At 72.2% G+C, this 11,657-nt stretch carries 12 protein-coding genes and 1 tRNA gene; 1 reads left to right on the forward strand and 12 read right to left on the reverse strand.

Annotation, left to right across the window (positions count from 1 at the left end; genetic code table 11):
• Window positions 1-110: 110 nt before the first annotated feature.
• The 5 genes from E1266_RS29770 to E1266_RS29790 all read right to left on the reverse strand — a co-directional run bounded on the left by E1266_RS29770 (window position 111) and on the right by E1266_RS29790 (window position 3,412).
• A tRNA-Ala gene (locus E1266_RS29770) sits at window positions 111-183 on the reverse strand.
• Window positions 184-264: 81 nt separating this feature from the next.
• Window positions 265-927, reverse strand: coding sequence for a histidine phosphatase family protein (locus E1266_RS29775; protein ID WP_132052667.1), 663 nt, complete (start codon window positions 925-927; stop codon window positions 265-267).
• Window positions 920-1,324 carry a ribosome silencing factor gene (gene rsfS / locus E1266_RS29780; RefSeq protein WP_132052669.1) on the reverse strand — a complete coding sequence of 135 codons (405 nt, stop codon included), beginning with the start codon at window positions 1,322-1,324 and terminating at the stop codon, window positions 920-922. The genes E1266_RS29775 and rsfS overlap by 8 nt, the downstream gene beginning before the upstream one ends.
• A gap of 146 nt (window positions 1,325-1,470) precedes the next feature.
• Window positions 1,471-2,076: a nicotinate-nucleotide adenylyltransferase gene (gene nadD, locus E1266_RS29785; RefSeq protein WP_132052671.1), complete on the reverse strand. Its 606-nt coding sequence runs from the start codon at window positions 2,074-2,076 to the stop codon at window positions 1,471-1,473.
• Window positions 2,077-2,125: 49 nt separating this feature from the next.
• The gene (locus E1266_RS29790) at window positions 2,126-3,412 is read right to left on the reverse strand and encodes a phenylacetate--CoA ligase (protein ID WP_207945993.1); all 1,287 of its coding nucleotides are present in this window, start codon (window positions 3,410-3,412) and stop codon (window positions 2,126-2,128) included.
• 92 nt (window positions 3,413-3,504) lie between these two features.
• Between E1266_RS29790 and E1266_RS29795 the strand changes: the two genes are divergently transcribed.
• Entirely contained in the window at window positions 3,505-4,539 is a 1,035-nt protein-coding gene (locus E1266_RS29795; protein WP_132052673.1) for a M48 family metallopeptidase, read from the forward strand.
• Between the two features lie 56 nt (window positions 4,540-4,595).
• On the opposite strand, the gene E1266_RS29800 is transcribed toward E1266_RS29795, so the two are convergent.
• The 7 genes from E1266_RS29800 to E1266_RS38320 all read right to left on the reverse strand — a co-directional run.
• A complete protein-coding gene (locus tag E1266_RS29800; protein WP_132052675.1) occupies window positions 4,596-6,344 on the reverse strand; it encodes a TIGR03767 family metallophosphoesterase in 1,749 nt (582 codons plus the stop codon).
• A 94-nt stretch (window positions 6,345-6,438) separates the two neighbouring features.
• Window positions 6,439-7,695, reverse strand: a complete 1,257-nt coding sequence (locus tag E1266_RS29805; protein WP_132052677.1) for a glutamate-5-semialdehyde dehydrogenase — start codon at window positions 7,693-7,695, stop codon at window positions 6,439-6,441.
• Between the two features lie 14 nt (window positions 7,696-7,709).
• Complete coding sequence (proB, locus tag E1266_RS29810; RefSeq protein ID WP_132052679.1) at window positions 7,710-8,819, reverse strand: glutamate 5-kinase; 1,110 nt, start codon at window positions 8,817-8,819, stop codon at window positions 7,710-7,712.
• A gap of 26 nt (window positions 8,820-8,845) precedes the next feature.
• Window positions 8,846-10,237, reverse strand: a complete 1,392-nt coding sequence (obgE, locus tag E1266_RS29815) for a GTPase ObgE (protein WP_132052681.1) — start codon at window positions 10,235-10,237, stop codon at window positions 8,846-8,848.
• 80 nt (window positions 10,238-10,317) lie between these two features.
• On the reverse strand, window positions 10,318-10,575 hold the full coding sequence (gene rpmA, locus E1266_RS29820; protein ID WP_131986394.1) for a 50S ribosomal protein L27: 258 nt from the start codon (window positions 10,573-10,575) through the stop codon (window positions 10,318-10,320).
• A 14-nt stretch (window positions 10,576-10,589) separates the two neighbouring features.
• On the reverse strand, window positions 10,590-10,904 hold the full coding sequence (gene rplU, locus E1266_RS29825) for a 50S ribosomal protein L21 (RefSeq protein ID WP_131986396.1): 315 nt from the start codon (window positions 10,902-10,904) through the stop codon (window positions 10,590-10,592).
• Window positions 10,905-11,452: 548 nt separating this feature from the next.
• Window positions 11,453-11,657: hypothetical protein (locus tag E1266_RS38320; RefSeq protein WP_207945994.1), on the reverse strand; the 205-nt coding region annotated here is incomplete at its 5' end.

Genomic DNA, 11,657 nt, shown 5'->3' on the forward strand with positions numbered 1-11,657 from the left:
GGGCGTGGGGGCGGAGCCCCCACACCGGGGGTTCCAGGGGGTCGCCCCCCTGGAAGACGACGAAGGAGTGGCGGCCCACGCTTTCCGTGGGCCCCACTCCCAACTCCGAGTGGAGCTATGGGGATTCGAACCCCAGACCTCCTCCATGCCATGGAGGCGCGCTACCAACTGCGCCATAGCCCCGCCGCTGCGTGGACGTTCATCCCGCAGCGCCTGGCCAGTGTATAGGACGGCGGAGCCAGGTCTCGAATCGTTTCGGGCGTGTCAGGTTCCGGTGTCGGGGCGGTCGTCGCTGAGGACGGGCTCGGGCAGGGTGCCGGCGTTGTGCTCCGTCAGTCGCCAGCCTCCGTCGCGCATCTCGGTGACGACGGACCAGCAGCAGTTCGACAGGCCGCCGAGGCGTTCCCAGGTCTCCTCCGGCAGGCCGAGGAGGTGGGACATGCCGAGCCGCAGGGCCGCGCCGTGCGAGGCGACGACGAGCTGGCCGGTGGGCGGCAGGTCGTCGAGGGCGCGTTCGAGGGCGGCGCCGACGCGCTTGGCCACCTGGGCGCTGGTCTCGCCGCCGGGGGGCTGCCAGGCGGCGTGCTCGGCGGGGTAGCGCTCGCGGATCTCGTGGGAGGTGAGGCCCTCCCAGGCGCCGCCGTCCCGCTCGATGAGGTCGTCGTCGTACCGGATGGGAAGCCCGGTGATGTCGGCGAGGGCCTGGGCGGTGGCGGCGGCCCGGCGGAGCGGCGACGACAGCAGGGCGGTGGGGCGGAGCCCGGCCAGGAGCCGGGCGGCGCGCTCGGCCTGCTGGACGCCGGTCTCGTCGAGCGGGATGTCGGTCTTGCCCTGGAAGCGGCGTTCGACGTTCCAGGAGGTCTGGCCGTGCCGCCAGAGGACGAGGCGTCGTCTGCCGGGCTCGCGGGCCGGCCGGGCGTCAGTCACTCGGGCTCCCGACGGGGCGGGACTGCGGGGCGGTGACGCTCTCGGGCAGTTCGAGGACGGGGCAGTCCTTCCAGAGCCGTTCGAGGGCGTAGAACATGCGGTCCTCTTCGTGCTGGATGTGGACGATGATGTCCGCGTAGTCCAGCAGGATCCAGCGGCCTTCGCGCTCGCCTTCGCGGCGGACGGGCCTTGCGCCGGCTTCCTCGCGGAGGCGTTTCTCGACTTCGTCGACGATGGCGCGGACCTGGCGGTCGCTGGGGGCCGAGCAGAGCAGGAACGCGTCGGTGATGACGAGCTGCTCGCTCACGTCGTAGGCAAGAATGTCGTCGGCCAGCTTGTCGCCCGCCGCCTCGGCGGCGATCCGGACGAGCTGCGCCGCCCTCTCGGATGCGGTCACGATGCGCTCGCGATCCTCCCTGTAGGGGTCGTCTCCACCACCACCTTCTCACGGGTGCCGGTCGCCAGACCTCTTTGTCGCTGTACGACCGCTATGCCGCTGCGGTCCTTGCGCTTACCAGGGTATGCGGCGGGTGGGACGGGTGTTCATTCCGCGGCGGCGTCGCGGTAGAGGTCCCGTTTGTTGATGTATTGGACGATTCCGTCCGGGACCAGGTACCAGATGGGTTCGCCCGAGTGGACGCGGCCGCGGCATTCGGTGGACGAGATGGCGAGCGCGGGCACCTCCATCAGGGAGACCCGCCCGTTGGGGAGACCGGGATCGGCCAGTCGGTGGCCGGGGCGGGTGACGCCGACGAAGTGCGCCAGTTCGAACAGTTCGTCAGTGTCCTGCCAGGTCAGCATCTTCTCCAGCGCGTCGGCGCCGGTGATGAAGAACAGGTCGGTGTCGGGACCGTGGATGCCGCGCATGTCGCGGAGCGTGTCGACGGTGTAGGTGGGGCCGGGGCGGTCGATGTCGACGCGGCTGACGGAGAAGCGGGGGTTGGACGCGGTGGCGATCACGGCCATGAGGTAGCGGTCCTCGGCGGGGGTGATCCCGTGGTCCCGCTTGTGGGAGGACAGCCCGGTGGGCACGAAGACGACCTCGTCGAGCGAGTAGAAGTGCGCGACCTCGCTCGCGGCCACGAGGTGCCCGTGGTGGATCGGGTCGAACGTGCCGCCCATGATCCCCAGTCGCCGCTTTTGCGTCATGACGACGAGAATAACCAGCGGGCCGGGAGCCCGGGACGACGGGCGGGGGTCAGGCCAGGCCGGGCAGCGGAGGGCCGCCGTCCTCCCAGGACACGACGCGGACGGCCTTGCCGACCTCGACCCTCGGCACGGTGCCCTCGGGCAGGACGAACACCTCGGCGGTCAGCCCGAGCGACTCGCGGAGGCCGTGGACGAGCTCGGCCCGGGGGTCGCCCGACAGCGCCTCGCAGGCGACGACGAGGCGGACCGCCGGCCCGCGACGGTCGACGACGAGCTGGTAGTGCGGCCGCACCAGCCCCGATCCCAGCAGGACGCGCTCCACCTCGCTCGGGTACACGTTGACGCCCCGGACGACGATCATGTCATCGGCGCGGCCCAGCACCTTGCTCATCCGGACCAGGGTCCGCCCGCAGTTGCATTCGCCGCGGTCCAGGGACGCGATGTCGCCCGTCCGGTAGCGCAGCAGGGGAAGGGCCTGCTTCGTCGGCGTCGTGAACACCAGCTCGCCGGGGGTGCCGTCCTCGACCGGCTCGCCCGTCTCGGGGTCGACGGCCTCGACGATGAAGTGGTCCTCGTTGACGTGCAGGCCGTTCTGCTCCAGGCATTCGGTCGCCACGCCCGGGCCGATGACCTCGGACAGGCCGTAGATGTCCATCGCCTTGATCGGCAGGACGTCCTCGATGGCGGTGCGCAGTTCCTCCGACCAGGGCTCCGCCCCGAACAGCCCGGCCTTCAGCGCGGGCGCCTCGGCGCCGGCCTCGGCGAGCGCCTCACCGAGCCGGAGCGCGTAGGCGGGGGTGCAGGTCAGGATGTCGGCCTGCAGGTCGATGAGCATGCGTACCTGCCGGTCGGTCATGCCGCCGGACATCGGCACCACGGTCGCCCCGAGCGCCACGGCCCCCTGGTGGATGCCGATCCCGCCCGTGAACAGCCCGTAGCCGTAGGCGTTGTGGACGATGCTGCCGGGCGACGCGCCCGCACACGCCAGGGAACGCGCGCACATGGCCGCCCACAGGTCGAGGTCGGCCTTGGTGTAGGCGACGAGCGTGGGGCGTCCCCGCGTGCCGCTGGACCCGTGCACCGCCGCGACCTGGTCGCGGTGGACGGCCAGCATCCCGAACGGGTAGTTGTCCCAGAGGTCCTGCTTGGTGGTGAACGGAAGGTTCCGCAGGGCGGCGAGCGTCACGTCGGAGCCGCCGGCGACCCCCGCCTCCTTGAGCCGCCGCCCCTGCACCCCGCCCGCGGCGAGCAGCCGGTCGACCAGCCCCCACAGCCGGTGCCGCTGCAGCGCGGCGCGCTCGTCCGGAGACATCGCCTCGGCTTTGGGGTCGAACATGGGTCTCCTCCCGGACGGGGCCGGAGCCGGACGGGGACCCGGCGCCGGGGAACCCTGCGGCTCGGCGGTTCGTCGGAACTACCATGCCAGACATGACGGAGAACACACCGGATCGAGCACGTACGCGGTTCCCGGGGATCAGTTCCCGGGCCTACGAACACCCGGCGGACCGTTCGGCGCTGGTGGCGCTGCGTTCGCTCTCCGGGTTCGACGTCGTGCTGCGCAAGATGTCGGGCCTGATCAACGAGCGGTCGCTGCGGCTGATGTTCCTCGGCGGGACGGTGCGCGTCGGCGAGGACCAGTTCCGCAACATCTACGACATGGTCAGGGACGCCTCGTACGTCCTGGACATGCCGGACGTGCCGGAGCTGTACGTCCGGCAGGACCCGACGCCGAACGCGATGGCGCTGGGTTCCGACAACCCGTTCATCGTGCTGAACACCGGGCTGATCGACCTGCTGGACGACGAGGAGCTGCGGTTCGTCGTCGGGCACGAGGTCGGGCACATCCTGTCCGGGCACGCGGTGTACCAGACGATGATGCAGATCCTGCTGCAACTGGGGTCGCGGCTGGCGTGGCTGCCGCTCGGCAACGTCGGCATCGCGGCGATCATCATCGGGCTCCGCGAGTGGTTCCGGAAGGCGGAGCTGTCGTCGGACCGGGCCGGGCTGCTGGTCGGCCAGGACCTGGACGCGGCGAAGCGGGTGCACATGAAGCTCGCCGGCGGCGTCCGGCTGGGCGAGATGAGCAGCGAGGCGTTCCTGCGGCAGGCCCGCGAATACGACGAGGCGGGCGACGTCCGCGACGGCATCCTGAAGTTCCTGAACCTGCTCGGGCAGTCGCACCCGTTCGCGGTGATCCGGTTCGCCGAGATCGACCGGTGGGCGCGCAGCGGCGAGTACGACCGCATCCTCGCCGGTGACTACCCGCGCCGCGACGACGACGGCAGCGCGTCCGTCAGCGACGGGGTCAAGGAGGCGGCCCGGTCGTACCGCGAGTCGTGGGAGCGGACGGCCGACCCGTTCGTGGGCAAGGTCCGCGACATGGCGGACGCGGCGGCCGGCGCGGCCGGCGGGCTGTTCGACCGGTTCGCCCGGCGCGACGCCGGGCCGACGGACCGCAACTAGCGATCAGCGCGGGAAGGGGCCGCCGCGGCACGGACGCGGCGGCCCCTTCGCGTGCGCTAGAACGGCGCGGGGAGCAGGAGTTCGACGTTGCGGTCGGCGGCCTCGCCGCGGCGCTCGGTGTCGCGGTCCTGCCAGTCGTTGCCCGCCAGCTCGCGGGACAGCGACGCCAGCCGGACGGGGTCGTCGATGCGCCCGCCGTAGGACGCGGGGCCAGCCGAGTCCAGGATCGTCGTGAAGATCGACAGGGTGCCGTCGCCGTTGTCGGCGAGCTCGACGATGCGGCTCTGCTGCGGGAAGTCGATGTGCGCGGCCGTGTTCACCTCCCAGAAGCCCCCGCCGCCCTGCCGGGCGTGCGGGATCACGTGGTTGCGGTGCGTGTGGCCGTTCACCCACAGGACGACGTTCGGGTAGCGCAGCAGGAGCGCCTTCACCTCGTCGCCGAGGACGCGGTCGCCGCCCAGGCCGTTCTCCATCGACCCGATCGGGTGGTGGCTGAACAGGACGAACAGCCGGTCCTTGACGGCGTGCCCGGCCACCGAGCCGTCCGGCGCGAAGTAGCGGCTGCTGCCGGCCTTGAGCTGGGCCTCCAGCCAGGCGAACTGCGCCTTGTCGAGGGACCCCTCGGAGTAGCCGTTCTGGTTGACGGTGTCGAGGACGAGGCCCCGCACGATGCCCTTGTCGAACGCGTAGTACGCCGTCCCGTCGCGGAGGTTGGCCCAGGTGAAGCCGTGGCCGCGCAGCTTGCTGGTCTTGAAGTGCTCGGCGACGACCTCGGCGCGGGACAGCAGCCGCCGGTTCCAGTCGGGGGTGACCTGGCGGAACAGTCCCCCGGAGGCGCCCTGCTCGCGGCTGAGGCGGACGAGTTCGGCCGCGTCCCCCTTGCTGACCATGCGGGCGAGGCGTTCGGCCTGGCCGCCGTCGGCCGGGGCGCCGATCTTGATGCCGCCGGTGGCGAGGCCCGAGATGAGCGGGTTGACCGGCAGGTTGCCCTGGATGAGGCCGTCGTGGTTGCCGAACACCGCGTACCACGGGGAGTCCAGGCCGGTCGCCTTGAACGGCCTGCGCGCGGCGTCGAGCAGCCCCTTCACCTGCGGGAAGCCGTACTTGGCGATCGCGAAGTCGGTCCCGGCTCCGGAGGGCGCGCCGTCGGGGTGCCAGTAGGCGCGGTCGTAGGCCGCCCAGTCCATGACGCCCTCGTACCGGTTCGGGTCGCCGGAGTCGGGGCGGACGCGCTCGCCGTCCAGCAGGTCGATGATCCAGCGGACCTCGTTGTACTGGGCGTTGTCGGTGGTGTCGCCGGTGTTGATGGTGAACGCCAGCCCGAGACCGGTGGCGGGACCGCGCCCCACCTTGTTCACCGCCTGCACCATCGCCTCGCCGACCTGCGTCGACAGGATCTCCTGCGGGCGGTACCCGCCCTCGGGGAACCCGCTGATGATGTCCCGGAAGCGGTCGATGAACTCGACGCGGGCCGGGGACTGCGCGTCGAGGACGTGCACGTCGGTGAGGTGCCCGAAGGCCAGCACGCCGCGGCGGGTCGCGGCGCGGCGCGCGGACGCGGCGCCGCCCAGGTCGCGCCGCAGGACGTACGGCTCGCCGGGCGCGGTGACCACGGGACGGTACCCGCCGGTGCCCGCCGCGCCGAGCACGTACGTCCGGTCCAGGGTGGTCCCGGCGACCGGACCCCGCAGCGCGGGGGCGGCCGCGGCGGGGCGCGACGGGTAAGCGGTCAGTCCGGTGGCGGCGATTCCCGCGCCCAGGGCGGCGCCCTTCAGGACGCGGCGGCGGCTGTACTCACGAGTCACAATCGTGAATCAGACCACACCCACAACGTGACATCAATGGCAAAAGTGTCACAACTTGCGCGCCACCGCGCCGGACGGGCCGTCGGGCCAGGTGTCAGCCCCGCAGATGGCCCTCACCGGTCACCACGTACTTCGTGGACGTCAGTTCCGGCAGCCCCATCGGGCCGCGGGCGTGGAGCTTCTGCGTCGAGATGCCGATCTCCGCGCCGAAGCCGAACTCCTCGCCGTCGGTGAAGCGGGTCGAGGCGTTCACCATCACGGCCGCCGAGTCGACCAGCGCGACGAAGCGCTTCGCTGCGGGCTGGGACGTGGTGACGATCGCCTCGGTGTGGCCCGAGCCGTACCGGCGGATGTGGTCGACGGCGTCATCGAGGGAGTCCACGACGCGGGCGGCGATGTCCAGGGACAGGTACTCGGCGGTCCAGTCGTCCTCGGTCGCCTCCACGACGTCTTCGCCGTACGAGCGGACGCGGTCGTCGCCGTGCACCGTGACCCCGGCGTCCTTCAGCACCCCAAGCGCGCGCGGGACGAACCTGTCGGCGATGTCGGCGTGCACCAGGAACGTCTCTGCGGCGTTGCACACCGACGGGCGCTGCGTCTTGGCGTTCAGCAGCACGTCCAAGGCCATGTCGATGTCGGCGTCGGCGTCCACGTACACCGCGCAGTTCCCGACGCCCGTCTCGATCACCGGGACGGTCGACTCCTCCACCACCGAGTTGATCAGGGAGGCGCCGCCGCGCGGGATCAGCACGTCCACCAGGCCGCGCGCCCGCATCAGGTGCTTCACCGACTCGCGGGACGTGCCGGGGACGAGCTGGACGGCGTCCCCCGGGACGTCGGTGCCGGCCAGCGCGCCCTGCATCACCCCGACCAGGGCGGTGTTCGAGTCGTACGCCGACGACGAGCCGCGCAGCAGCGCCACGTTCCCGCTCTTCAGGCACAGCGCGGCGGCGTCCACGGTCACGTTCGGCCGGCCCTCGTAGATGATCCCTACGACGCCGAGCGGCACCCGGACCTGCCGCAGCTCCAGCCCGTTCGGCAGCACGTTCCCGCGCACCGACTCCCCCACCGGGTCCGGCAGCGCCGCGACCTTGCGGACGGCGTCCGCGATCGCGGCGATCCGCTCCTCCGACAGGCTCAACCGGTCGATCATGTACTCGGAGATGCCGTTCTCCCGGGCCCGCGCGACATCGGACTCGTTCGCCTTGACGATCTCCGGTGCGGCGGCGACCAGCGCGTCCGCGATCCGGTGCAGCGCGGCGTCCTTCGCCGCGCGCGGCAGCGGCGCCAGCCCCGCCGCGGCCTCCCGGGCGCGCCGCGCCACCCGCAGGAACTCCTCGCGCTCGCTCATCACTGCTCCTCGTCTCAGTCGGTCAGGACCACCAGGTGGTCCCGGTGAATTATCTCGCGCTCGTACTCGACGCCCAGCTCGCGGGACAGCCAGCGGGTCGAGCGGCCCATCAGCTCGGGGATCTCGGACGCGTCGTAGTTCACCAGCCCGCGCGCGACCACGCGGCCGGCGGTGTCGCACAGGTCGACGGGGTCGCCGGCGGCGAAGTCGCCCTCCACGCCCGTGACGCCGGCGGGGAGCAGCGACTTGCGGCGCCGCACGACCGCCTCGACGGCGCCGGGATCGAGCATGACCCTTCCCTGGCCGGTGGTGGCGTGCGCGAGCCACAGGTCCCGCGTCGACATCCGGCGCCCCTCCGCCGGGTGGAACAGCGTCCCGACCTCGTCGCCGGCGAGGGCCTGCGCGGCGGACGCGGCGTTCGTCAGCACCACCGGGATGCCCGCGATGCGGGCGGCCTCGACCTTGGTGACCATGCCGCCGGTGCCGACCCGCCCGGACCGGCCGAGCTTCACGTCCCGCAGGTCGTCCGGCCCGCGGACGTCGCCGAGGCGGCGGGCGCCCGGCAGGCGCGGGTCACCGGTGTAGAGGGCGTCCACGTCCGACAGCAGGACCAGCGCGTCCGCGCGGATCAGGTGGGCGACGAGCGCGGCGAGCCGGTCGTTGTCGCCGAACCGGATCTCGTCGGTGGCGACCGTGTCGTTCTCGTTCACGATCGGCAGCACCCCGAGGGCGAGGAGCTGCGCGAGCGTGCGCTGCGCGTTGCGGTGGTGCGAGCGGCGCATCATGTCGTCGGCGGTCAGCAGCACCTGCCCCACCGTCAGCGCGTGCCGCGCGAACGACGAGGTGTAGCGGGCCAGCAGCTGGCCCTGCCCGACGCTCGCCGCCGCCTGCTGGGTCGCGAGGTCCCGCGGGCGGCGGGTCAGCCCCAGCGGCCCCAGCCCGGCGGCGATCGCCCCGGACGAGACGAAGACGATCTCGGTGCCGTCGGCGCGCCGGCCGGCCAGGACGTCCACCAGCGCGTCGATGCGGCCCTCGTCGATCACGCCCGCGGGCGTGGTGAGCGACGACGACCCCGCCTTCACCACGATCCGCCGCGCCTTCGCGATCGCCTCGCGCTCGCTCATGAAACGTCTCTCCTCCGGGTCCGGCGCTATCCGCCGAGGCGGCGGTCCGTGCCGCGGGGACCGGAAGCGCCGCCGCCGGCCGCGACCTCCGGCTCCCAGTCGAAGACGACGGAGTCGTCGACGGTCCCGATCAGGACCGTGGCGCCCGCGGCGGCGCCCGCCGCGGCGAGCGCGTCCTCCACGCCGAGACGCGCGAGCCGGTCGGCGAGGTAGCCGACGGCCTCGTCGTTGGCGAAATCGGTCTGCCGCAGCCAGCGGACCGGCTTCGCACCGGTGATCAGGTACGTGTTGTCCCCGACCTCCTTGACCTCGAAGTCGGCCCCGCCGCCGACCGGCTCCGGCCGGATGACCAGGCGGGTCGGCTCCGGCGGCGGCAGCGACGCGCGGTACTGCTCCACCATCGCCGCCATCGCGAACGACAGCTCCCGCAGCCCCTCGTGCGTGGCCGCCGACACCTCGAAGACCCGCAGGCCGCGCGCCTCGAAGTCGGGCCGGACCATCTCGGCGAGGTCGCGGCCGTCCGGCACGTCCACCTTGTTCAGGACGACGATGCGGGGACGGTCCGACAGCGGCCGGTCGCCCAGGACGCGGTCGTACGCCTGCAGTTCGCGTTCGATGACCTCGAAGTCGCTGACCGGATCGCGCCCCGGCTCCATCGTCGCGCAGTCGAGGACGTGCGCGAGGGTCGACGAGCGCTCGATGTGCCGCAGGAACTCCAGGCCGAGGCCGCGGCCCTCGCTGGCGCCCTCGATCAGGCCCGGCACGTCCGCGACCGTGAACGTCGTGTCGCCCGCGCTCACCACCCCGAGGTTCGGAATCAGCGTCGTGAACGGATAGTCGGCGATCTTCGGCTTGGCGGCGGACAGCGCCGCGATCAGCGACGACTTGCCCGCGCTCGGGAACCCGACGAGCGCGACGTCGGCGACGCTCTTCAGCTCCAGGACGACGTCGCGGGCCTCCCCCGGCTCGCCGAGCAGCGCGAACCCGGGCGCCTTGCGCCGCGCCGACGCCAGCGCGGTGTTCCCCAGCCCGCCGTTGCCGCCCCGCGCGATCACGAAGCGGGTGCCCTCGCCGACCAGGTCGGCCAGGATCTCCTCGCCCTCCTTCACGACGGTGCCGTCCGGCACGGCCAGGACCACGTCGGCGCCGTCCGCGCCGGTCCGGTGACCGCCCTGCCCCGGCTTGCCGTTGCCGGCCTTGCGGTGCGGGCGCCGGTGGTAGTCCAGCAGGCTCGCGGTGTTGGAGTCGACGACCAGGACGACGTCGCCGCCGCGGCCGCCGTTCGCGCCGTCCGGCCCGCCCAGCGGCTTGAACTTCTCCCGGTGGATCGACGCGCAGCCGTTGCCGCCGTTGCCCGCGGCGACGTGCAGTACCACCCGGTCGACGAACTGCGCGCCCGATCCCGCTCCAGCGGCCACGGTGATCTCCTCAGTGAAAAAGACGAAGGGGCGGACCGAAACCGGTCCGCCCCTTCAAAAACGTCTGGTACCCAGGCGGACTATTCCGCCGGCGGGACGACGCTCACGGCGTTGCGGCCGCGGTAACGGCGGAACTGCACCGCGCCCGCGACGAGCGCGAACAGCGTGTCGTCACCGCCGCGCCCGACGCCCGGGCCGGGGTGGAAGTGGGTGCCGCGCTGCCGGACGATGATCTCGCCGGCGTTGACGACCTGGCCGCCGAACCGCTTGACGCCGAGGCGCTTGGCATTGGAGTCGCGACCGTTACGGCTGGACGATGCGCCCTTCTTGTGTGCCATGAGACCGCTCTCCCTTACTTCCCGGCCTTGATACCGGTGATCTTGACCTCGGTGTAGGGCTGACGGTGACCCATCCGCCGCTTGTACCCGGTCTTGTTCCGGTAGTGCATGATGTTGATCTTCGGGCCCTTGACCGCGCCGACGATCTCAGCGGTCACCTCGTAGCGGGCGAGGTCGGCCGCCTTGCTGACGACGTCGTCACCGTCCACGACCAGCAGGGCCTGAAGCTTGACGGTCGAGCCGACCTCACCGGCCAGCTTGTCGACGGTCAGCACGTCATCGACGGCGACCTTCTCCTGCCTGCCGCCTGCGCGGACAATCGCGTACACCGCGGAAACCCTTCGTCTGCGCGCGCTTCCGGAACTAACCGGTCCCACGCGTGGCTTACCAGCCCCCGGCCGGGGGCCTACCCCCGGCACCGGGCCGAGGGCGGCACGCCAGAGGAGGACCTCTGGCGCTCTCTGCTTGGTCTCACCGGATCGGCGAGGTGAGCACCGAACGGACCCCGGAGGGGGCTCGCGGTGCGAGTTCAGGCGACGCGCCGACGACGCGCCGAAGACCAAGGGTACCGGAAGCCCAGAGTCGAAGCGAATTCCCCCAGGGGGGCGACCCCCTGGAACCCCCGTTGCGCACGGGGCGCCGTTTCCCGATCCGCTCCGCGTCTCGTGAAACGGTGCCCCGTGCGCCGGGTCGTGCGGCCTCCGGCGCCGGGGGCGCCTCCGGCCGCACGACCCGTGGGGTGATCACGCGGGTGGAGCTTCGCTGCGGTCCACTCCACAGCCGTCATTGTGCGGGTCGCCTTGAAGTCCCGTTGGAATGCAGGCCGGGCGGCCTTGTCTTGGCCGCCCGGCCTGCTTCCTTGGGGGCTTAGTTCTCGTTACTCGGCCTCGGCTGGGGTTTGGTGAGGGGTCGGGTCGGTGCCGTTCAGGGTCGGGTCGGTGCCGTTCGCGGTGGGGGTCAGCGGGTCGGCGCCGTCCAGCGACTCCAGGACGCCCGGGGGTGTGTCGGCCACCTCTTCGGCGGCTTCGGCGGCCTCCATCGCTGCCTGGGCCGGGGACTCGTCGTCGCCGTCGATCTCGGGG

It is taken from the genome of Actinomadura sp. 7K534 (assembly GCF_004348575.1).
In the GTDB taxonomy this organism is placed as follows: domain Bacteria; phylum Actinomycetota; class Actinomycetes; order Streptosporangiales; family Streptosporangiaceae; genus Spirillospora; species Spirillospora livida.